This is a genomic window from Streptomyces sp. NPDC029292, from assembly GCF_055569295.1.
Window position 1 is genome coordinate 221,730 of record NZ_JBVHXR010000019.1, and the last position, 20,264, is coordinate 241,993.

Annotated in this window: 22 protein-coding genes; 17 read left to right on the top strand and 5 right to left on the bottom strand. The window is 71.1% G+C overall.

Annotated elements, in window-relative coordinates:
* Window positions 1-30: 30 nt before the first annotated feature.
* From ACZ4WS_RS35095 to mug, 12 genes are all read left to right on the top strand, one after another.
* On the top strand, window positions 31-948 hold the full coding sequence (locus ACZ4WS_RS35095) for an LLM class F420-dependent oxidoreductase (protein ID WP_467986859.1): 918 nt from the start codon (window positions 31-33) through the stop codon (window positions 946-948).
* An 84-nt stretch (window positions 949-1,032) separates the two neighbouring features.
* The gene (locus tag ACZ4WS_RS35100; RefSeq protein ID WP_467986860.1) at window positions 1,033-1,458 is read left to right on the top strand and encodes a GNAT family N-acetyltransferase; all 426 of its coding nucleotides are present in this window, start codon (window positions 1,033-1,035) and stop codon (window positions 1,456-1,458) included.
* 159 nt (window positions 1,459-1,617) lie between these two features.
* On the top strand, window positions 1,618-2,943 hold the full coding sequence (locus ACZ4WS_RS35105) for a hemolysin family protein (protein ID WP_467986861.1): 1,326 nt from the start codon (window positions 1,618-1,620) through the stop codon (window positions 2,941-2,943).
* Window positions 2,940-3,953, top strand: coding sequence for a hemolysin family protein (locus ACZ4WS_RS35110; protein WP_467986862.1), 1,014 nt, complete (start codon window positions 2,940-2,942; stop codon window positions 3,951-3,953). Before ACZ4WS_RS35105 ends, ACZ4WS_RS35110 begins: the two co-directional genes overlap by 4 nt.
* Window positions 3,954-4,072: 119 nt before the next feature.
* Window positions 4,073-4,855 carry an SGNH/GDSL hydrolase family protein gene (locus ACZ4WS_RS35115; protein ID WP_467986863.1) on the top strand — a complete coding sequence of 261 codons (783 nt, stop codon included), beginning with the start codon at window positions 4,073-4,075 and terminating at the stop codon, window positions 4,853-4,855.
* Between the two features lie 51 nt (window positions 4,856-4,906).
* Complete coding sequence (locus ACZ4WS_RS35120) at window positions 4,907-5,245, top strand: DUF4326 domain-containing protein (protein ID WP_467986864.1); 339 nt, start codon at window positions 4,907-4,909, stop codon at window positions 5,243-5,245.
* A 151-nt stretch (window positions 5,246-5,396) separates the two neighbouring features.
* A complete protein-coding gene (locus tag ACZ4WS_RS35125; protein WP_467986865.1) occupies window positions 5,397-6,041 on the top strand; it encodes a hypothetical protein in 645 nt (214 codons plus the stop codon).
* A 40-nt stretch (window positions 6,042-6,081) separates the two neighbouring features.
* Window positions 6,082-6,321, top strand: a complete 240-nt coding sequence (locus tag ACZ4WS_RS35130; protein WP_467986866.1) for a ferredoxin — start codon at window positions 6,082-6,084, stop codon at window positions 6,319-6,321.
* Window positions 6,311-7,705 (top strand): NAD(P)/FAD-dependent oxidoreductase, encoded by a 1,395-nt coding sequence (locus ACZ4WS_RS35135; RefSeq protein ID WP_467986868.1) that lies wholly within the window; start codon window positions 6,311-6,313, stop codon window positions 7,703-7,705. The genes ACZ4WS_RS35130 and ACZ4WS_RS35135 overlap by 11 nt, the downstream gene beginning before the upstream one ends.
* A gap of 24 nt (window positions 7,706-7,729) precedes the next feature.
* A complete protein-coding gene (locus ACZ4WS_RS35140) occupies window positions 7,730-8,965 on the top strand; it encodes a cytochrome P450 (protein WP_467986869.1) in 1,236 nt (411 codons plus the stop codon).
* A gap of 80 nt (window positions 8,966-9,045) precedes the next feature.
* Window positions 9,046-10,488: an adenylosuccinate lyase gene (gene purB / locus ACZ4WS_RS35145; protein ID WP_467986870.1), complete on the top strand. Its 1,443-nt coding sequence runs from the start codon at window positions 9,046-9,048 to the stop codon at window positions 10,486-10,488.
* Window positions 10,485-11,036, top strand: coding sequence for a G/U mismatch-specific DNA glycosylase (gene mug, locus ACZ4WS_RS35150; RefSeq protein ID WP_467986893.1), 552 nt, complete (start codon window positions 10,485-10,487; stop codon window positions 11,034-11,036). The genes purB and mug overlap by 4 nt, the downstream gene beginning before the upstream one ends.
* Before the next feature lie 24 nt (window positions 11,037-11,060).
* On the opposite strand, the gene ACZ4WS_RS35155 is transcribed toward mug, so the two are convergent.
* The 3 genes from ACZ4WS_RS35155 to ACZ4WS_RS35165 are packed head-to-tail and all read right to left on the bottom strand — an operon-like array spanning window position 11,061 to window position 13,222.
* Entirely contained in the window at window positions 11,061-11,504 is a 444-nt protein-coding gene (locus ACZ4WS_RS35155) for a hypothetical protein (protein ID WP_467986872.1), read from the bottom strand.
* Window positions 11,505-11,558: 54 nt separating this feature from the next.
* Window positions 11,559-12,284 (bottom strand): ABC transporter permease subunit, encoded by a 726-nt coding sequence (locus ACZ4WS_RS35160; protein ID WP_467986873.1) that lies wholly within the window; start codon window positions 12,282-12,284, stop codon window positions 11,559-11,561.
* 2 nt (window positions 12,285-12,286) lie between these two features.
* The gene (locus ACZ4WS_RS35165; RefSeq protein WP_467986874.1) at window positions 12,287-13,222 is read right to left on the bottom strand and encodes an ABC transporter ATP-binding protein; all 936 of its coding nucleotides are present in this window, start codon (window positions 13,220-13,222) and stop codon (window positions 12,287-12,289) included.
* A gap of 108 nt (window positions 13,223-13,330) precedes the next feature.
* On the opposite strand from ACZ4WS_RS35165, the gene ACZ4WS_RS35170 reads away from it, so the two are divergent.
* From ACZ4WS_RS35170 to ACZ4WS_RS35180, 3 genes are all read left to right on the top strand, one after another.
* Window positions 13,331-14,521: a sensor histidine kinase gene (locus ACZ4WS_RS35170; RefSeq protein WP_467986876.1), complete on the top strand. Its 1,191-nt coding sequence runs from the start codon at window positions 13,331-13,333 to the stop codon at window positions 14,519-14,521.
* Between the two features lie 14 nt (window positions 14,522-14,535).
* Window positions 14,536-15,198: a response regulator transcription factor gene (locus ACZ4WS_RS35175; RefSeq protein WP_467986877.1), complete on the top strand. Its 663-nt coding sequence runs from the start codon at window positions 14,536-14,538 to the stop codon at window positions 15,196-15,198.
* A gap of 121 nt (window positions 15,199-15,319) precedes the next feature.
* Entirely contained in the window at window positions 15,320-16,477 is a 1,158-nt protein-coding gene (locus ACZ4WS_RS35180; RefSeq protein ID WP_467986878.1) for an ROK family transcriptional regulator, read from the top strand.
* A 73-nt stretch (window positions 16,478-16,550) separates the two neighbouring features.
* Here ACZ4WS_RS35180 and ACZ4WS_RS35185 read toward each other — a convergent pair whose 3' ends face one another.
* Both ACZ4WS_RS35185 and ACZ4WS_RS35190 read right to left on the bottom strand, forming a co-directional pair.
* The gene (locus ACZ4WS_RS35185) at window positions 16,551-17,312 is read right to left on the bottom strand and encodes a GntR family transcriptional regulator (RefSeq protein WP_467986879.1); all 762 of its coding nucleotides are present in this window, start codon (window positions 17,310-17,312) and stop codon (window positions 16,551-16,553) included.
* Window positions 17,313-17,577: 265 nt separating this feature from the next.
* On the bottom strand, window positions 17,578-18,462 hold the full coding sequence (locus tag ACZ4WS_RS35190; RefSeq protein ID WP_467986881.1) for an RNA polymerase sigma-70 factor: 885 nt from the start codon (window positions 18,460-18,462) through the stop codon (window positions 17,578-17,580).
* Window positions 18,463-18,575: 113 nt separating this feature from the next.
* Between ACZ4WS_RS35190 and ACZ4WS_RS35195 the strand changes: the two genes are divergently transcribed.
* Window positions 18,576-19,229: an NADPH-dependent F420 reductase gene (locus tag ACZ4WS_RS35195; protein ID WP_467986894.1), complete on the top strand. Its 654-nt coding sequence runs from the start codon at window positions 18,576-18,578 to the stop codon at window positions 19,227-19,229.
* 112 nt (window positions 19,230-19,341) lie between these two features.
* Window positions 19,342-20,175 (top strand): alpha/beta fold hydrolase, encoded by an 834-nt coding sequence (locus ACZ4WS_RS35200; protein ID WP_467986882.1) that lies wholly within the window; start codon window positions 19,342-19,344, stop codon window positions 20,173-20,175.
* Window positions 20,176-20,264: the final 89 nt, after the last annotated feature.

Genomic DNA, 20,264 nt, shown 5'->3' on the forward strand with positions numbered 1-20,264 from the left:
CGTCAATTCGCCCCTGGGCAAGGAGAGTTCATGCCGCGTCCCTTCCGTTTCGGCGTCAACATGCTCACCCCCGCACCCGCCGACGAGTGGCGCGCGAAGTGCCGCCGGGCCGAGGAACTCGGCTACGACGTGATCCTGGTCGCCGACCATCTCGGCATGCCCGCCCCCTTCCCCTCACTGGTCGCCGCGGCCGAGGCCACCGAGCGGCCCCGCCTCGGCACGTTCGTGCTCAACGCGGGCTTCTGGAACCCCACGTTGCTGGCCCGCGAGGTGGCCACCACGGACGCGCTGACCGGCGGCCGCCTCGAACTCGGCCTGGGCACGGGGTACGTACAGGCGGAGCACGACACCGCGGGCCTCCCGTGGGGCTCGCCGGGTGAGCGGGTCGAGCATCTCCGGCGTACGGTCGAGGAGTTGGACCGGCTGCTCGGCTCGGACGAGCTCCTCCACCCTCGGCTGCGCTCGAGCGGGGGGACCCCGATGCCGCAGGGCGCGCAGAAGCCACATGTGCCGCTGCTGATCGGCGCCAAGGGCGACCGGATGCTTCGGCTCACCGCCGAGCACGCGGACATCGCCGCCTTCACCGGCGCGCGCACCAATCCGAGCGGCAGGCTGGATCCGCTCACGGCCGAGGAACTCGACGAACGCGTCGCCGCGTACCAACGGTTCGCCGCCGACCGCAAGGAGCCCGCCGAGTTCAACCTGCTGATCCAGATCGTCATCGTCACCGACGACCGCGGTGCCGCGATTCAGCCGTGGCTGCCCCGCATTCCTCTCCTGACGGAACAACAGGTCCTGGAGCTGCCGATCGTCCTGGTGGGCTCCTTGGAGCAGGTCGTCGAGCAGGTGCGGGCGCAGCGGGAGCGGTACGGATTCTCGTATCTGACCGTTCTGGAGCCGAACATGGAGGTGTTCGCTCCCGTCGTCGAGGCGCTGCGCGGGGAGTGAGCACGGCGCTGCGCGGGGAGTGAGCCGGCGGTCCGCATGCTGGAATTCCGGGTCGCGATCCGCCGTGCGTGATGGGATCACCGTATGACCGACCTGCGCATACGGGCCGCGACGCCCGACGACCTCGACACCGTGCTGGCCTTCTGGAAGGTGGCCGCCGAGGGAACCAGCATCAGCGACGACCGGGACGGCGTGGAGCGGCTTGTCGGCCGCGATCCCGAGGCGCTGATCCTCGCCGAACAGGACGGCGAGCTGGTCGGCACGGTGATCGCCGGATTCGACGGCTGGCGGTGCCATCTCTACCGGCTGGCGGTGCATCCCGAGCGGCGGCGCCTGGGCATCGGCTCGGCGCTCCTGGCCGCCGCCGAGGAGCGTTTCGTACGCCTCGGGGGTCGTCGTGGGGACGCGATGGTGCTCCAGCGGAACGAGTCCGCGCAGCATGCGTGGCGAGCCGCCGGGTACGCGCCCGAGGAGCAGTGGCGCCGTTGGGTGAAGCCGCTCACCGACTAGGGCTACCACCGAAGAAAGCGCTTTGCCCATCCTTTACCATTGGAGGATCACTCGATCCCCCAATGAAAGGTGTGAGCGTCCGCCCATGGGCGAGCCTCCTAGTACCCGACATCGCGCGATCCCTTCGCCCCTGTCCGATCATGGGACGGAGGTGACCCGATGACCGAAGTGCTCCTCCTCCTGGTGGCGGTGCTGCTCTCGCTGGCCTGCGGCGCCTTCGTCGCGGCGGAGTTCTCGCTGACCACGGTCGAGCGCAGCGAGCTGGAGCGGGCCGTCGAGCGTGGTGAGCGCGGAGCGCCGGGCGCCCTCAAGGCCGCACGGAATCTGACCTTCCAGCTGTCCGGCGCCCAGCTCGGCATCACCGTCACCAACCTGGTGGTCGGCATGCTCTCCGAGTCGTCCATCGCCAAGCTGATCGCGGGCCCGCTGGAGTCGATCGGCGTCTCGCCCTCCGCGTCGAACTCGGTGGCACTGGTCATCGGTACGGCTCTGTCGACGGTCTTCCTGATGGTCGTCGGAGAGCTCGTGCCCAAGAACTGGGCGATCTCCTCGCCGCTCGCGGTGGCGAAGCGGGTGGCGACGCCGCAGCGCTGGTTCAGCGCCGCGTTCCGCCCGTTCATCACGCATCTCAACAACACGGCGAACCATTTCGTACGACGCATCGGCTTCGAACCCGCCGAGGAGCTGGCCTCCGCGCGCGGCCCCCAGGAACTGGTGGCCCTCGCCCGGCACTCCGCCAAGGAGGGCGCCCTGGAGGCGGACACCGCCGAGCTGTTCGTGCGCACGCTGTACCTCACCGATCTGACCGCGGAGAACGTGATGACCCCGCGCGTCCAGGTCATCGCGCTGGACGTCCAGGCGACCTGCGAGGACGTCGCCAACGCGACCCGGGCGACGGGTCTGTCCCGCTTCCCCGTGTACCGCGGCAATCTCGACTCGGTCGTCGGCGTCGCGCACATCAAGGACGTGCTGCGCGTGCCCGCCGAACGCCGGGCGCAGACGCCCGTCGCCCAGATCATGCGCGAACCCCTGCTCGTACCGGAGTCGCTGACCGTCGAGCGGCTCCTCGACCGGCTGTCCGGCAAGCGCACGATGGCCGTGGTCATCGACGAATACGGCGGCACCGCCGGGGTCGCCACGCTGGAGGACATCGTCGAGGAGGTCGTCGGCGAGGTGCGGGACGAGCACGACCCGCACGAGACGCCCGACCTGGCCCCGGTCGGCACGGATGAAGAAGGGCGCGCGCTGTACTCGGCCGATGGCTCCGCCCGCACCGACCAGCTGGCACGGGTCGGGCTGCGGGCGCCCGCCGGGCCGTACGAGACCCTCGCGGGTCTCGTCGCGACCGAGCTCGGCCGCATTCCCGCCACCGGGGACACCGTCGAGGTCGCCGGGTGGCGGCTCGACGTGGTGGACGCGTCCGGCCGGCGGGCGGCACGGGTGCTGCTGCACGCGCCGCGCACCGAGCAGGAGGGGGAGCGATGACCGCCGTACAACTGCTGATCGGCCTCGCGACGCTCGTCGTGAACGCCTTCTTCGTGGGGGCCGAGTTCTCGCTGATCTCGGTGCGCCGCAGCCAGATCGAGCCGTACGCCGAGGAGGGCGACCGGCGCGCGCGCAGCGTGCTGTGGGGTCTGGAGCACGTGTCGGCTCTCCTGGCCGCCGCTCAGCTCGGCATCACCTTGTGCACGCTGGTCCTCGGCATCGTGGCCGAGCCCGCGATCGCACACCTTCTGGAGCCGGTGTTCCACGCGGTGGGCGTCTCGCAGGGCGCGGGCCACGCGGTCTCGTTCGTCATCGCGCTCACCCTGGCGACGTATCTGCACATGCTGCTCGGCGAGATGGTGCCGAAGAACATCGCGCTCGCGGAGCCGGTGCGCATGGCGCTGCTGCTCGGCCCGCCGCTGGTGGCTCTCTCGCGCGCGCTGCGCCCGGTCATCTTCACGGTGAACGCCTTCGCGAGCGGGCTGCTGAAGCTGCTCAGGGTCGATGTGAAGGGCGAGGTCGCCGCGACCTTCACGGACGACGAACTGGCCCGCCTGGTCAAGGACTCCAGTGCCGCGGGACTCATCGACGACCGCGCCCAGGAGCGGCTGCACGACGCGCTGGAACTGGGCCGCCGGCCCGTGCGTGACGTCGTCCTCCCGCTGGAACGCATCGTCTACGCGCACGTGGGCGTCACCCCGGAGGAGTTGGAGCGGCTGTCCGCCGAGTCCGGCTTCTCGCGCTTCCCCGTCGTGGACGAGGGCCGCCGCATCGTCGGCTATCTGCACGTCAAGGACGCGCTGGACGAGATGCCGCGCGACGTGCCGTTCCGGGTGCAGGACATGCGGCCCATCGCGCGCGTCCGGGAGAGCACACCGCTGGACGACGTACTCACGGCGATGCGGCGCAGTCGTACGCATCTCGCCGCGGTCATGGGCAGCGACGGTCGGCTCGCGGGACTGGTGACGATGGAGGACGTGCTGCGGGAGCTGTTCGGGCAACAGGTGTGAGGTGACCTCCGGGCGGTGGCCTGTGCCTTCCGGAAGTGGCCTGCGTCTTTGGGCGGCCGACGGGAGTCGGAGGCCCGACCGACCGACGAGTATGCACGCGGGTTACCATCTTTTCCGCCATGCAGACGAATGCCACTTACACCAGCCTTGTCGCGGTCGGCGACTCCTTCACCGAGGGCATGTCGGACCTGTTGCCCGACGGCTCGTACCGCGGCTGGGCCGATCTCCTCGCGGCCCGGATGGCGGAGCGGACCCCTGATTTCCGCTACGCCAACCTCGCGGTGCGCGGCAAGCTGATCGGCCAGATCGTCGACGAGCAGGTGGACGTGGCGGCCGCGATGCGGCCCGACGTGATCACGCTGGTCGGCGGGCTCAACGACACGCTGCGGCCCAAGGTGGACATGGGACGCGTCCGCGGCCTCCTGGAGGAGGCCGTGGAGCGGCTGGCCCCCTCGTGCGAGCAGCTCGTCCTGATGCGCAGCCCCGGCCGCACCGGTCCGGTGCAGGCACGGTTCCGGCCGCGCATGGAGGAGCTCTTCACCGTCGTCGACGACCTCGCGGAGCGGCACGGCGCGCTGGTGGTCGACCTCTACGGGGCGCCTTCGCTCGCCGACCCCCGGCTGTGGGACGTGGACCGGCTGCACCTGACGGCCGAGGGGCACCGCCGGGTCGCGGAAGCCGTCTGGCAGACGCTCGGCTACGAGCCGCAGGACACGGACTGGCGTACGCCGATGCCGCCGACGGCGCCGCCCGGCTGGGTCGCCCGCCGCACGGCCGACGCGCGATTCGCCAAGCAGCACCTGCTGCCCTGGATCGGACGGCGGCTGTCAGGGCGCTCATCGGGTGACGGACGCCCGGCCAAGCGGCCGGAGCTGCTGCCGTACGAGGGGCCCGTGAGGTAAACACCGGTGGAGTAGACACCGTGGAGTAGACCTACGGCCGAAGGGATCTCCATGCCCACCACCGTGATCAACCTCAAGGGCCGTATCCACGACTTCGGTCCCCGGCTCGAACACGCCCCCGCGGACCTCGTCTACATCGGCCGCCGCTGGACCATGGGCCACTGGGACCTCCCCCAGCACGCGCTCTACAACCCGTTCGCCTACGACACCCCCACCAAGAAACGCGACGGCACCCGCGCCGAAATCATGGCCAAGTACCGGGCGTATCTCCTCGAACGCCCCGAGCTCCTCGCCCAGGTGCCCGCCCTGCGCGGCAAGACGCTGGCCTGCTGGTGCGCGCCCGAGCTGTGCCACGGCGACATCCTGGCGGAGCTGGCCGACGCCTCGTAGGGCCGCGGACTCGGAGGGCAGGGGCAGCTGCCGGCCGCGGCCTGCCCGGGCTGTCACCCCCGCGGGTGTCCCCGGTGGCGTGAGCGCGCCCGTACCTGCTTGCTGGAGCGAGAGGGGACGAGAGGGGAATCGGGAAAGAAGGCGAGCGTCGATGGAGCCGAAGGACGAGCGGCTGCGGACGCCGCGGGCCGCCGGGATGGCAGGGACGGTGTTCGCGGTACTGCTGGCGGCGGCCATCGTGCTGATACGGATCGCCATCCCCGCGGGGAACGCCGCCAGCGCGACGGTCGAACCGGACGAGCGGTGGGCGGTGCGGGTGGCACTGGAGATCCTCCCGTTCGCGGGAATCTTCTTCCTGTGGTTCATGGGCGCCCTGCGCGCACAGGTCGGCGACGCCGAGGACAGATTCATCGCCACCGTGTTCCTGGGCAGTGGACTGGTCTTCGTCGCGACCATGTTCGGGGCCGGCGCCGCGGCGGGCACCGTACTGAACGAGACTCCGCCCTCGGGCTTCGGCCGCCACTTCGCGTACACGCTGATGACGACGTACGCGCTCCGTATGGCGGCCGTGTTCGTCTTCACGACCTCGAACATCGGACACCGCCTCGGCACCTTCCCCCGTCCGCTCGCCGTCTTCGGATACCTCGCGGGCCTCGTCCTGCTCGTCGCGGGGTCCGGCCTGCCCTGGTCCGAGCTGGTGTTCCCGGCCTGGGCGCTGGTCGTCAGCATCCATATCCTGCGCGTCGGCCCCTCGGGCTCCTCGGCGAGCGGCTCTGCGCCCTCGCGCGCATCCTGAGACGCAGGGGGCGAAGTGGCCACGGAGAGGCTGATCCTGGGTGAGGCTTGTCGTCGATCTCAACCGCTGTCAGGGATACGCGCAGTGCGCTTTCCTCGCTCCCGACGTTTTCGCCATGCACGGAGAGGAATCCCTGCTCTACGACCCACAGGCCGAGGAGGAGCGGCGCGACGAAGTCGCGCGAGCCGTCGCCGCGTGCCCCGTCCAGGCCATCATGGTGGCCGCGGACGACCTGGACGAGACCCCCGGACCCGACCGGGAGGCAACCGGTGACAACTGACGGATACCTGGACCGGCTCAAGCGCGAAGGGCGCATCGTCGTCGTCGGCGCCTCCCTGGCGGGACTGCGGGCCGCGGAAACCTTGCGCGAGGAGGGGTTCGCCGGCTCGCTCACGATGATCGGGGACGAGCCGTACGAGCCGTACGACCGCCCCCCGCTGTCCAAGCAGGTCCTGCTGGGCAAGGCCACGGCGGACCGCACCCTCCTCCCCCGCCGCCGGGCGATCGACGCACAGTGGCGCCTCGGGGTGCCGGCCACCGGTCTCGACATGGCGGCCAGACGGGTACGGCTGGCCGACGGCGACGAGGTGGAGTACGACCGGCTGCTCATCGCCACCGGTGTACGGGCCAGACCGTGGCCGCAGGAGAATGAGGCCGAGCTCGACGGGGTGTTCGTGCTGCGGACCCGCGACGACGCCGACGCACTGGAGCGCTCGCTCGCGCAGGGCCCCCGCCGCGTGCTCGTCATCGGCGCCGGGTTCACCGGCTCGGAGATCGCCTCCGCCTGCCGGGAACGCGGGATCGCGGTCACCGTGGCCGAACGGGCCGACGCACCCCTGGTCGGAGCGCTCGGCGGAGTCATCGGCAAGGTCGCGGCCGAGCTGCACCGCGAGCACGGCGTCGACCTGCGCTGCGGCGTCATGGTGACCAGCCTTGAGGGCGACTCCGCGAACCGCGTCCGCGTCGCCCATCTCTCCGACGGGAACACCGTCGAGGCCGACGTGGTGGTCGTGTCCCTCGGCGCCCAGCGCAACACCGAATGGCTCTCCGGATCCGGCCTCGGCGCGGGCCCTCGGGGCATCGCGTGCGACGCGGGCTGCCGGGCCTTCGACATCCGGGGCATCGTGACCGACGACATCTTCGTGGCCGGCGACGTCGCACGATCCCCGCATCCGCTGTTCGGGTACCAGTTCCTGTCCCTGGAGCACTGGGGCAACGCCGTCGCGCAGGCCGAGACCGCGGCACACAACATGGTGAGCGAAAGCACGGACCGCCGCCCCCACATCTGGGTGCCCGCCTTCTGGTCCTCCCAGTTCGGTGTGAACATCAAGTCCGTCGGGGTGCCGTCGATGGGGGAGGAGATCCTCATCGCGCAGGGCGCCCTCAACGAGCGCAGATTCACCGGCGTGTACGGGTATCAGGGACGCGTCATCGGCGCCGTCACCTTCGACCAGACGAAGTGGCTGCAGTTCTACCAGCAGCTCATCGAGACCACGGCGCCATTCCCCCCGTCCTTCCCCACGGTGGACCGTCGCCCCGAGGGGCAGCAGCCGGTGGACGCGGACTTCCCCGACCCGTCATTGCCCACGCACGGCCCGACCGTGACCGTCAGCGGATACGCGCCGGACGACCGGCGGCTGACGTTCACCCCCGCCAGGCACTGATCCGACGCTCACGAGGACGCACTCATGACGCAAGCCATCCTGCGGCAGATCACCGACTACGCCCACCGTGCCAATCCGTACCCCCTGTACGAGGAGCTCCGTAAGACGCCGGTGTACCACGACGCGGACGGGCCGTACGTCGTCAGCAGGTACTACGACATCCAGAGCCTTCTCCACGATCCGCGGATCAGCTCCGACGCCCGCAATCTGAAGGCGACGGCGGGCGATCCGCTGGCCGCCGACACGGAGGAGGAGTCGGCCCTGCCGCCGAGCTTCCTGCGGCTCGACCCTCCGGAGCACGACCGGCTGCGGCGTATGACGAACCGGCCGTTCGGGCCCCCGCACTCCCCTCGGCGTGTCTACGAGATACACGGCGAGCTGAAGGACATCGTCTCCGGGCTCATCGACGGTATCGACGCCCCGGAACGGATCGATCTGGTCGACCAGTTCTCCTACCCGTTCCCCGTGACGGTGATCTGCCGGCTGCTGGGAGTGCCGCGCGAGGACGAGGCGCGCTTCCACTCCTGGGCGGACATCATCGCCGCCAGCCTGGACCCCGACCCGGGCGCCGATTCCGACGAGCGCGCCAAGGTCTCGCACAACGCCCGCACGGAGCTGGGCATGTATCTGGCCGGGCTCATCGAGGAACGCCGCAAGAAGCCCGGCGACGACATGCTGTCGCAGCTGGCCACCGCGCAGGGTCCTGACGGTGCCATGACGACGATGGAAGTCCTGAGCACCGCGGCACTCCTGCTGATCGCCGGTCATGAGACGACGGTCAACCTCATCACCAACGGCATGCTGACCCTGCTGCGGAACCCTGACGTCCTCAAGCGGCTGCGCGAGGACCCGATGCTGTCCGTCCCCATCGTCGAGGAGTTGCTGCGTTTCGAGCCACCGGTGCAGCTGGTGCCGCAGCGCAGCACACTCGCCGACATCGAGGTCCGCGGTGTCACCATCCCCAAGGGCGCGTCGCTGTGGCTGGTGCTGGCTGCGGGCAACCGCGACCCCGACCGCTTCGAGCATCCGGACCGGTTCGACCCGGACCGCGGGGACATCCAGCACCTGGGCTTCGGCAGCGGCATCCACGGCTGCTTCGGCGCCCCACTGGCCCGGCTGGAGGCGCAGCTCGCGCTGAGCGAGCTGGCCCGCAGGCTGGAGAACCCCCGACTCCTGGAGGACCCGCCCCCTTACCGGCAGAACGCGGTCCTCCGCGGCCCGCGCCATCTGCCGATCGCCTGTGACGGCATCCGTCCTTAGAGCTTCACCAGACTGACCTGGGCTCTCTGAACTGTGTGGACGTACAGAGCCCCACCGGACGCCGGGTAAACTCCCTACACGTGACTGTCGCGCCCGCAAAGCCCCGTATCCCCAACGTCCTCGCCGGACGCTACGCCTCCGCCGAGCTCGCCACGCTCTGGTCTCCCGAGCAGAAGGTGAAGCTGGAGCGCCAGCTCTGGCTCGCCGTGCTGCGGGCTCAGAAGGACCTCGGGATCGAGGTGCCCGACGCCGCCATCGCCGACTACGAGCGCGTCCTCGACCAGGTGGACCTCGCCTCGATCGCGGAGCGCGAGAAGGTCACGCGGCACGACGTGAAGGCGCGGATCGAGGAGTTCAACGACCTCGCCGGGCACGAGCACGTACACAAGGGCATGACGTCCCGGGACCTCACCGAGAACGTCGAGCAGCTGCAGATCCGGCTCTCGCTGGAGCTCATGCGAGACCGTACGGTGGCCGTCCTGGCACGCCTTGGCAAGCTCGCGGGCGAGTACGCCGAACTGGTCATGGCGGGCCGCTCGCACAACGTCGCCGCGCAGGCGACCACCCTCGGCAAGCGCTTCGCGACCGCCGCCGACGAGCTGCTCGTCGCGTACGGCCGGGTCGAGGAGCTGCTCGGCCGTTACCCGCTGCGCGGCATCAAGGGCCCGGTGGGCACGGCGCAGGACATGCTGGACCTGCTGGGCGGGGACGCGGCGAAGCTCGCGGACCTGGAGCAGCGCATCGCCCGGCACCTCGGCTTCTCGCAGGCCTTCACCTCCGTCGGCCAGGTCTACCCGCGCTCGCTCGACTACGAGGTCGTGACCGCGCTGGTGCAGCTGGCGGCCGCCCCGTCCTCGACGGCCAAGACGATCCGTCTGATGGCCGGGCACGAGCTGGTGACCGAGGGCTTCAAGCCGGGCCAGGTCGGCTCCTCCGCGATGCCGCACAAGATGAACACCCGCTCCTGTGAGCGCGTCAACGGCCTGATGGTGATCCTGCGCGGCTACGCCTCGATGACCGGCGAGCTGGCGGGCGACCAGTGGAACGAGGGCGACGTGTCGTGCTCGGTCGTACGCCGGGTCGCGCTGCCGGACGCGTTCTTCGCGCTGGACGGCCTGCTGGAGACCTTCCTCACCGTCCTCGACGAGTTCGGCGCCTTCCCGGCCGTCGTCGCGCGCGAGCTGGACCGCTACCTGCCGTTCCTCGCCACGACCAAGGTCCTGATGGGCGCGGTGCGCGCGGGCGTCGGCCGCGAGGTCGCGCACGAGGCCATCAAGGAGAACGCGGTCGCCTCCGCCCTCGCCATGCGCGAGCAGGGCGCCGAACGCAACGAACTCCTCGACAAGCTCGCCGCGGACGAGCGCATCCCGCTGGACCGCGCCCAGCTCGACGAGCTGATGGCCGACAAGCTGTCCTTCACGGGCGCCGCGGCCGACCAGGTCGCCGCCATTGTCGGCCGTATCGAGGAAATCGTGAAGCAGCACCCGGAGGCCGCGGGCTACACCCCGGGGGCGATCCTCTGACGCGGCTGACTCCCGCGGACCTTGAGGCCGCCCGCGACCGGCTCGTACCGGATGTCGTCGCGGACGGCCTCAAGGTGCTTTTCTGCGGTATCAATCCGGGGCTGATGACGGCCGCGACGGGCCATCACTTCGCCCGCCCCGGCAACCGCTTCTGGCCGGTACTGCACCTCTCCGGGTTCACGCCCCGGCTCATGAAGCCGTCGGAGCAGGGCGAGCTGCTCACGTACGGGCTCGGCGTCACGAACGTGGTGGCGCGCGCGACCGCTCGGGCCGACGAGCTGACCTCTGCGGAGTACCGGGAGGGCGGGCGGCTGCTGAGTGCCAAGGTGGAGCGGCTGCGGCCGGGCTGGCTGGCGGTGGTGGGCGTGACCGCGTATCGAGCGGCCTTCGACGACCGCAAGGCCCAAGTCGGCCCCCAGGAGCGGACGATCGGGGCCAGCCGGGTATGGGTGCTGCCGAATCCCAGTGGGCTCAACGCCCATTGGACGGCGGCGACGATGGCGGAGGAGTTCGGGCGGTTGCGGGAGGCCGCGCAGACTCAACGGTAGGTCAGGGCGGGTCGATCGCCGTGATCACGGCGGGTCGATCTCCGTGATCACTGCCACGAGTTGGAACGGCAGTTCCTTGTCCCACTGCGAGACACCGAGGGCCACCCAGCGGCCGTGCCCGTCCGCCGTCCAGAGGTGCACGTCCGGCACATGCGCACTCAGGGTGCCCCACGGCTCGGGTATGTCCTCGCCGCCCTCGGATCGCTCGAACATGCTTGCCAGACTGAAGACCTGGGGATGCCCCCAGCGGTTGGTGAGCAGCTCCGCGAGACCGTCGCGATCAGCCTCGTACTGCTCCTCTGTCTCCTCCCGGGCCGTGCCGTCGTCCTCCCAGAATTCCTCGCTCGTCGCTAACTCGACGACGTGGTAACCAGGTCCCCCGGTGCCGACGCCCGACCGGCTGTGCTCCGCGGGGAAGTCCTCGGAGCACAGCCTCACGATCGCGGCGAGTTGCTCTGCGCTGGTCATGAGATCCAGTAAAGCGGCTGCCACTGACAATTGGCGTGCCGTCAGGGCCTTGCCTCAGGCGTCGCGGCGCCGCAGGCTCCACGCGCCGGCCGCCAAGGCCACCGCCGTCCAGGCTGCGGTCACGGCGAGCCCCGTCCACGGCCCGAGCGCGCCGTCCCACGACTCGTGAAAGACCACCTGGCCCGCCTTGTCCGGCAGGAAGTCGGCCACGCCGGCCGATGCCGTCCCGACCACGAAGGAGACGATCAGGAGGAACGGGATCAGGATGCTCAACGTGGTGACTCCGCTGCGCAGGAGGGCTGCGATTCCGGCCGCGAGGAGGGCCATCAGCATCACGTAAATGCCGCAGCCGACCACACCACGGAGCTCTTCACCCCAGGTCAGCCCGCTCGCCCCCGCTCCGAGCACGGCCTTGCCCACGACCAGGCTCACGCCTCCCGTCACCAGACCGACGATCAGCGCCGGTCCACCGATGGCCACCGCCTTGGCCATGAACCACCGCACGCGGTCGGGGACCGCGGCGAGCGAGAGGCGCAAGGCTCCGCCCTGGAACTCGGCCGAGACCGCCTGCGCACCAAAGGTGATCGCTGCGATCTGCCCGAAGGTGACGCCGAAGAACGCCGAGAACAGCGGGTCGAAGTCCTGGTCCCCGGAGTCGTCGAGGCCGGCGATCGCGGAGAAGGCCGTCGTGGCGAGGAGGACGGCGAGCAGTCCCCAGACGAGCGACCGCAGCGTGCGGATCTTGATCCACTCCGCGTGGAGCACGGGCGCGAACGGCATGGTCAGGCCTCCAGGGGCTGCGTCGGGGACGGGGTGGCGGCGAACTCGGTCTCGGCGGCCGTCAGATCCAGGTAGGCCTGCTCCAACGTGCCTTCCTCCGCCGCGAGTTCGAGGACGGGTACGCCCGCGTCGGACATGAGGCGCCCGATGTGCTCCACGCGCGCGTGGAGCACGGTCCACCGTCCGTCCTCACCCTCGACGGCCTCGTGGCCGTGCCGTGCGAGCAGACCGTTCAGCGCCCCGCCGTCCGTGGTGCGCACGCGGACGCTGGGCCGCACCCGCGCGTCGATGAACTCCCTCATGGGCATGTCGGCGAGCAGCCGGCCCCGGCCGAGGACGACCAAGTGGTCGGCGAAGGACGCGGTCTCGTTCATGAGATGGCTGGAGACGAGGACGGTGCGGCCCTCCTTGGCGAGCCGGCGCATCAACTCCCGCATCCAGATGATCCCTTCGGGGTCGAGCCCGTTCGACGGTTCGTCGAGCAGCACCACGGACGGGTCGCCGAGGAGCGCGACCGCGATGCCGAGACGCTGGCGCATGCCCAGGGAGTACGTCTTCACCCGGCGCCGCGCGACGGACGCGAGCCCCGTCTCCTCCAGCACCTCGTCCACCCGGCGTTCGGGGATGCGGTTGCTCGCGGCGAGCGCCCGCAGATGGTCGCGGGCGGTCCGCGATCCGTGCGCGGCCTGCGCGTCGAGCAGGGCACCCACGTGACGCAGCGGCTCGTCGAGCGCGGCGTAGGGACGGCCCCCGATGGTGGCGGTGCCGGACGTGGGCCGGTCCAGGCCCAGCACGAGCCGCATGGTGGTGGACTTTCCGGCGCCGTTGGGGCCGAGGAAACCGGTGACGCGGCCGGGGAGGACACTGAAAGTGAGGTGGTCCACGGCGCGCTTGCTGCCGTACTCCTTGGTGAGGTCTTGGACGTCGATGCTGGTCATGGCCCCAGCCTGGCCGTTGCTGAGGGGGCGTCACCTCCCCCGCGGGTGGAGATGGTCTCCCCCGCTCGGGGGAAGCCCGCTGTCAGTGCAGCCTGGCACGATGACGGGATGGCCCGCTTTCTGCGTCCGCCGGTCCGGGGGACCCTTTGGCACCCGCTGGTCCGGGGGACGACGTACACACGCTTGCTGCACCTGTGGGTGCCGATGCTGTTCGTCAGTGTGTGGCTGTTCATCGACATGTCGAAGCCTTGGGTGCCCGCGGTGCTGCTGATTCCGCTGGGGCTGATCCCGGCCGTGCGGCGGGGCGAGGGCGTGCAGGCGCAGTTCATGCTGGCGCCGGGTGAGCGGGGCGGCGGGGACGCGGTGTTCTCGGTCGCTCCGTCGGTCACCTGGCGGGACCGGTGGCGGACCGTGCTCTGGCTGGAAGTACGGATGGCCTTCGGGTGGGTCACGGGTCCCCTCACCGTCTGGTTGCCGATGATCGCCGTCGATCTGGCCAGGGTGGCCTCGGGATACAGACCACTCGACGACCCGGTGGTGTCGATGCTGCACCCGCACTGGGCCTACGCCCTGCTCGTCCCGGTACCGCTGCTCGCCCTGTACGGCGGGGTCGTCGGCCTGGGCGAGCTGATCACGGCGATCGCGCGCCGTCTCCTGGGCCCCTCCCCCACCGAGCGGCTCGCCGCCCTGGAGGAGCGCACCGAGCAACTCCTGGAGCGCAGCCGCATCGCCCGTGAGCTGCACGACACGATCGGTCACGCGCTGACGGTCGCGGTGGTCCAGGCGGGCGCGGCACGGGCGGCCGGCGACCCCGCGTTCACCGACCGGGCCCTGGGCGCCATCGAGGACACCGGCCGGGCCGCCCTGGAAGACCTGGACCGGGTGCTGGGCATCCTGCGCGAGGCGGAGCGCCCCGCGAGCAGCCGCCCCACCTTGAGCGAGGCCGACCGGCTTCTGGAGTCGGCGCGTACCTCCGGAGCCAAGGTCGACGCCGAGGTGACGGGCCCGGTGGAGACCGTGCCGGGGCCGGTGTCCCGGGAGGGCTACCGCATCCTCCAGGAGTCCCTCACCAATGTGCTGCGGCATGCGGGGAGCGTCCCGGTCCGGGTCCGTATCGAGGTCGCGGACGGCGCCCTCGGCCTGGAGGTCCGCAATCCGCTGACCGCGGACATATCGGGGCCCGGCCGGGGCAGCGGTCTGCGCGGCATACGGGAGCGTGCGGCGCTGCTCGGCGGTCGCGCGCGGACGGGACCGGACGAAGGTGACTGGCAGGTGCATGTAGAGCTGCCGCTGCGCTGATCTACGCTGGCCGGATGCCGGTCACCGTTCTGCTCGTCGACGACGAACCCCTCGTACGCGCGGGTCTGCGCGCCATCCTGGAGGCGCAGCCGGACATCGAGGTCGTCGGGGAGGCGGCCGACGGGGCCGCGGTGATCCCGCTGGTGCGGCAGCTGCGGCCCGACGTGGTCGCCATGGACGTCCGCATGCCCCTGCTGGACGGCATCGAGGCCACGCGCGCGGTGCTGCGCACCGTGAGCGATCCGCCGAAGATCCTCGTGGTGACGACGTTCGAGAACGACGAGTACGTCTACGAGGCGCTGCGGGCGGGTGCCGACGGGTTTCTGCTGAAGCGGTCGCGGCCCGCCGAGATCGTGCACGCGGTACGGCTGGTCGCCGAGGGCGAGTCGCTGCTGTTCCCCGCCTCCGTACGGCAGTTGGCCGCCGAGTACGGGGACAGTGCCGGGAATCCCGCGGCGCGGGCGGCCATGGAACGGGCCGCGCTGACCGAGCGGGAGGCGGAGGTACTGCGGCTGATGGCCAGGGGGCTGTCGAACGCGGAGATCGCCACGCGGCTGATCGTGGGGACCGAGACGGTCAAGTCCCACGTCAGCGCCGTACTGGCGAAGCTGGGGGCCCGGGACCGTACGCAGGCGGTCATCGCGGCGTACGAGTCGGGGTTCGTGGCACCCGGCTGATTCCGACCCGTCGGCAGGTCGATTCCGACTCCTCGGTAGGTAAGGGGTCCCCGGCACTCGCCGGGGTGCGCGGCGCCGAGTACGATCCGCCCAACACGCGCACGAGCTGGGAGGACGGACGTTGGGGCGGTTGACCGGCGGGGACCCCTCTCTGCTGCGAAGGATCAATTCCGCGGTGGTGCTGCACGCGCTGCGTGCCACGGACTGTGCGACCCTCACCGAGATCACCCGGGTGACGGGATTGTCCCGGCCCACGGTCGAGGGCGTGGTCGAAGGGCTGATCGAGAACGGACTCGTGGTCGAGAAGGCGGCCGAGGAAGGTGCCGCCCGACGCCAGGGGCGTCCGGCACGCAGGTTCCGGTTCCGGGCCGAGGCGGGCCATCTGTTGGGCCTGGAGATCGGCCCGCACCGCGTCGCCGCCCTGCTCGCCGATCTGGACGGCCGCGTGATGGGCGCCATGTCCAAGGACGTGGACGAGACCGCGTCGGCAGACGAGCGGCTCGAACGGCTGCGTACGGCGGTCGCCGAGCTGCTGCGCCGGGCGGGCGTCGCCCGCAGCGCCCTGCGGGCGGTCGGCGTGGGCAGCCCCGGGATCGTCGAGGCGGACGGCACCGTACGCCTGGGCACGGCACTGCCGGAGTGGACGGGCCTGCGCCTCGGCGAGCGGCTGAGTCGCTCCTTCAAGTGCCCGGTGCTGGTCGAGAACGACGCCAACGCGGCGGCGGTCGCCGAGCACTGGAAGGGCGCGGCCACCGAGTCCGACGACGTCGTGTTCGTGCTGGCGGGGCTGAGTCCGGGCGCCGGTTCGCTGATAGGCGGGCGGCTGCACCGGGGCTTCGGGGGCGCGGCCGGGGAGATCGGCGCGCTGCATCTGCTGGGCCGGGGGGCGACTCCCGAGACGCTGCTCTCCACGACGGACGAGCCGCTGCACCCGCTCGACGAGCAGGCGGTCGCCCAGGTCTTCGCGCACGCCCGCGACGGCGACCACCGGGCCCGCGCGGCGGTCGACCGCTTCATCCAGCGTCTGGTGCACGACGTCGCGGCCCTCGTGCTGGCCCTCGACCCCGAGCTGGTCGTCATCGGCGGCTGGGCGGCAGGCCTGGACGGCGTACTGGAGCCGCTGCGGCGCGAGCTCGCGCGCTACTGTCTGCGCCCTCCGAAGGTGGCGCTCTCCCTCCTGGGCGAGGCGGCCGTGGCGACGGGAGCGCTGCGGCTGGCCCTCGACCATGTGGAGGAACAGCTGTTCGCGGTGGAGGGAACCGTGACCGCGCGGCACTGAGAGCAGAAACGTCGCGCCCCGGAGTGTTCCAGGACGCGACGGGTGCGGCTCTGCCGGCAGTCTGCTGCGCGGCTCAGGAAGCCCGGCGCTCCGGGTCGTGGTGGATCTCCACGCCGCCGGAGTCGCCGAAGGTCAGCCGGCAGGTGTCGGCGCGGTACGTGGCCACGGAGACCGCCGCGGTGCGCCCCTCGGCGAAGAAGCGGGTCGTGACGACGAGGACGGGCGCTCCGGGCAGCCGGTCGAGTTCCTTGGCGTCGTCCGCGCGGGCCGAGCCGAGCTCCACGGCGCGGTCCTGGCCCTCCAGCTCAAGGCGCTGCAGCTCGCGCAGCACGGCACGCGCGCGTGCCGTACCCGAGGGTGCGTCGATCGCGGACAGGTCGGGCACCGAGGATGCCGGGATGTAGAGCAGCTCGGCGGCGACCGGCTGGCCGTGCGTCACCCGGGAGCGGCGCACCGTGTGCACCTGCTCGCCGTGGCTCGTCTCCAGGATGTCGGCGACCGACGCGGGCGGGACCGCCACGGAGCAGTCCATGGGCTGCCAGGCGTCGCCGGCCGCGCCCGGCCAGGCGTGCTGCTCGGACCCCACGGCCACACCCACGCGCGGCGGGGCGACGGTGGTGCCCACCCCGCGACGGCGCTGCAGACGCCCTTCCAGTTCGAGCTGTTCGAGAGCCTGGCGCAGCGTGGCGCGGGCGACACCGAACCGGGCCGCCAGGTCGCGCTCGTTGGGCAGGATCTCGCCCACGGAGAACTCGGAGTCCAGTGCCTCACTGAGCACGGTCTTGAGATGCCGGTACTTAGGCTCCGGCACCGATTCGAGCTGCTGGGTCCCCACCCTGTCCTCCGCAATCGCCGTGGCCCGGCGGCGTTTTAGCGCCCTTGTTTATTAAAGGTTCCTGCACTATCCCTGCGACCATAGGGCCGCCCTCACCCTTGGTCAAGACCAATCCTCGATCCCTTACGGATTGCACAGATGCGGTGCCGCAGAGCGTTCACAGGGTGTTCGTGCTGGGCGATATTCGCGACACAACGCGGAAAGCCCCCGTCCAGGAGACGGAGGCTTTCGATGCCCTACAGGGGCGGCGCGTGGGCCGGTGTGGCTAATCGGCGGCCAGGGACACCAGCTTCTCGGGGTTGCGCATGATGTAGATGCACTGGATCCGGCCGTCCACGACATCCAGTTGGAAGACACTGTCGGGCTTCTCGCCGGACAGGGCCAGGACCGCGGCGCCGCCATTGAGCTCCAGGAGGCGGAACGACCCGTCCGGGACACCCTTCTGCGCCACGCCCTGGATGAAGCGCCCCACCTTGTCGGCGGACTCGATGACCCGCAGCGGCGCCTTGGACAGGCCGCCGCTGTCGCCGACCAGACGGACGTCGGGGGCCAGCAGGGACATCAGCCCCTCCAGGTCGCCCCCGGCGGCCGCCGCGAGGAACCGCTCGGTCAGATCGCGGCGTTCGGCCGGATCGACCTCGTAGCGCGGCCGCCGTTCGTCGACGTGTTTGCGCGCCCGCCCGGCGAGCTGGCGCACCGCGGGCTCGCCGCGGTCGAGGACGGCGGCGATGTCCGCGTACGGGTAGCCGAACGCCTCCCTGAGGACGAACACCGCGCGTTCCAGGGGCGACAGGGACTCCAGGACGACGAGGACGGCGAGCGACACGGAGTCGGCGAGCACGGCCCGCTCCGCCGTGTCGGGGACGGTGTCCCCGAAGTCGGTGACGTAGGGCTCGGGGAGCCACGGTCCCACGTACGCCTCGTTGCGCGACTGCACATGGCGCAGCCGGTCGATGGCGAGCCGGGTGGTGATGCGCACCAGGTAGCCGCGCGGTTCGCGCACCTCGGTCCGGTCGGCGCCGGACCAGCGCAGCCAGGCTTCCTGGACGACGTCCTCCGCGTCGGCCACCCGGCCGAGCATGCGGTAGGCGACGCCCATCAGGACGGGACGGTGCTCTTCGAAGACCTCGGTCGCGATGTCGGTGGCCACGGTTCCATCCCATCCGACACATCGCGCCATGTCCAGGCGGAATCAGTGCCTACCGGAGCACAATGACCCGCGGGCCGCCGGTGGCCGGCGGCCTCGGCACCGGAGGAGTGGCGATGCGGTACTCGGTTCTGGGCACGGGCGAAGTGGGGCGCACCCTCGGCGGCAAGCTGGTCGAGCTGGGTCACGAGGTGTCGTTGGGTTCGCGGACCAAGGACAATCCGGGCGCCGTGGCGTGGGCCGGGAACGCGGGTCCCCGGGCGAGCCACGGTACGTTCGCCGAGGCGGCGGCGTTCGGCGAGGTGGTCGTGAACGCGGTGGGCGGACGGGCGGCGCTCGACGTGCTGCGGGCCGCGGGCGAGGAGAATCTGGCCGGCAAGGTCGTCGTCGACGTCTCCAACCCCATGGCGTTCGAGGACGGTCAGCTGCGACTGTCGCCCGTCGAGTCGGACAGCATGGGTGAGCAGATCCAGCGCGCCTTCCCGCACGCGCGCGTGGTGAAGAGCCTCAACACCGTCAACTGCCACGTGATGGTGGATCCGGCACTGATCCCGGGCGAACATCAGGTGTTCGTCTGCGGCGAGGACACGGACGCCAAGGAGCGGGTGACGGCCATGCTGGGCGAGTTCGGCTGGCCCCCGCACCGGGTGTTCGACCTGGGCGGCATCCAGCGGGCACGCGCCGTGGAGATGATGCTGCCCCTGTGGGTCGCCCTGTTCCAGCACTTCGGCGACGCGGAGTTCAACCTGGAGGTGCGCCGGGCGCGTTGAGTGCCGTACGCGCGCGTGGTTCGCGGCGACCGGGGGCTACCCGTCGGTAGCGGTTGCTGACAAGCTGTCTACAAGACGGTCCGTCAGCGTGTCCCAGACGAGGAGCAGCCCCATGTCCGCCACCACGGTCTCCTTCAGCCTCCCCTCTCCGCGCGGCCCGAGGACCGTGACCATGTCCTACGCGCGCGTGGGCACCGGTGAACCCCTGCTCCTGCTGCACGGCATCGGTCACCACCGGCAGGCCTGGGACCCGGTCATCCACATCCTGGCCACCGAGCGCGACGTCATCGCCGTCGACCTTCCCGGGTTCGGCGAGTCCCCGGCGCTGCCCGACGGGCTCACGCACGACCTGTCGACGGTGGTGCCCGCGCTCGGCGCGCTGTGCGAGGCGCTGGAGATCGAGCGGCCGCACGTCGCGGGCAACTCCCTGGGCGGCCTGCTGGCCCTGGAGTTGGGGCGCGAGAAGCTCGTACGGTCCGTCACGGCGCTGTCGCCCGCCGGTTTCTGGTCGCCGGTCGAGCGGCGGTACGCGTTCGGCGTGCTGATCGCGATGCGGCAGGCCGCGCGGCGGCTGCCCCTCCCGGTGGTCGAGCGGCTCTCGCGTACGGCGGCCGGGCGGACGGTGCTGACGAGCACCATCTACGCCCGTCCGGGCCGCCGTTCACCCGAGGCCGTGGTCGCCGAGACGCTTGCGCTGGCCCACGCCGAGGGATTCGCCGAGACTCTCCGGGCGGGCAGCTCCGTCCAGTTCACGGACGACATCCCCGGGCTCCCGGTCACCGTGGCCTGGGGCACCCGGGACCGGCTGCTCGTGCGCCGCCAGGGGATCCGCGCCAAGCACATCATTCCCCGGGCGCGGCTGGTGCGGCTGCCCGGGTGCGGGCACGTCCCGATGAACGACGATCCGGCGCTCGTCGCCCGTGTCATCCTCGACGGCAGCCGCTGAGCGCTTGAGGCAAGCCGCTGAGCGTCGCCCCGCGAGGCCCAACGCACCGGATCCAAGGGCGACTCCGGCGCCGACCAGGGCGCTGCCGA

Bases quoted from the DNA above. Each gene is read 5' to 3' on its own strand.
- ACZ4WS_RS35095 (WP_467986859.1), top strand. From the start codon at position 31: ATGCCGCGTCCCTTCCGTTTCGGCGTCAACATGCTCACCCCCGCACCC.
- ACZ4WS_RS35100 (WP_467986860.1), top strand. From the start codon at position 1,033: ATGACCGACCTGCGCATACGGGCCGCGACGCCCGACGACCTCGACACC.
- ACZ4WS_RS35105 (WP_467986861.1), top strand. From the start codon at position 1,618: ATGACCGAAGTGCTCCTCCTCCTGGTGGCGGTGCTGCTCTCGCTGGCC.
- ACZ4WS_RS35110 (WP_467986862.1), top strand. From the start codon at position 2,940: ATGACCGCCGTACAACTGCTGATCGGCCTCGCGACGCTCGTCGTGAAC.
- ACZ4WS_RS35115 (WP_467986863.1), top strand. From the start codon at position 4,073: ATGCAGACGAATGCCACTTACACCAGCCTTGTCGCGGTCGGCGACTCC.
- ACZ4WS_RS35120 (WP_467986864.1), top strand. From the start codon at position 4,907: ATGCCCACCACCGTGATCAACCTCAAGGGCCGTATCCACGACTTCGGT.
- ACZ4WS_RS35125 (WP_467986865.1), top strand. From the start codon at position 5,397: ATGGAGCCGAAGGACGAGCGGCTGCGGACGCCGCGGGCCGCCGGGATG.
- ACZ4WS_RS35140 (WP_467986869.1), top strand. From the start codon at position 7,730: ATGACGCAAGCCATCCTGCGGCAGATCACCGACTACGCCCACCGTGCC.
- ACZ4WS_RS35155 (WP_467986872.1), bottom strand. From the start codon at position 11,504: ATGACCAGCGCAGAGCAACTCGCCGCGATCGTGAGGCTGTGCTCCGAG.
- ACZ4WS_RS35160 (WP_467986873.1), bottom strand. From the start codon at position 12,284: ATGCCGTTCGCGCCCGTGCTCCACGCGGAGTGGATCAAGATCCGCACG.
- ACZ4WS_RS35165 (WP_467986874.1), bottom strand. From the start codon at position 13,222: ATGACCAGCATCGACGTCCAAGACCTCACCAAGGAGTACGGCAGCAAG.
- ACZ4WS_RS35170 (WP_467986876.1), top strand. From the start codon at position 13,331: ATGGCCCGCTTTCTGCGTCCGCCGGTCCGGGGGACCCTTTGGCACCCG.
- ACZ4WS_RS35175 (WP_467986877.1), top strand. From the start codon at position 14,536: ATGCCGGTCACCGTTCTGCTCGTCGACGACGAACCCCTCGTACGCGCG.
- ACZ4WS_RS35195 (WP_467986894.1), top strand. From the start codon at position 18,576: ATGCGGTACTCGGTTCTGGGCACGGGCGAAGTGGGGCGCACCCTCGGC.
- ACZ4WS_RS35200 (WP_467986882.1), top strand. From the start codon at position 19,342: ATGTCCGCCACCACGGTCTCCTTCAGCCTCCCCTCTCCGCGCGGCCCG.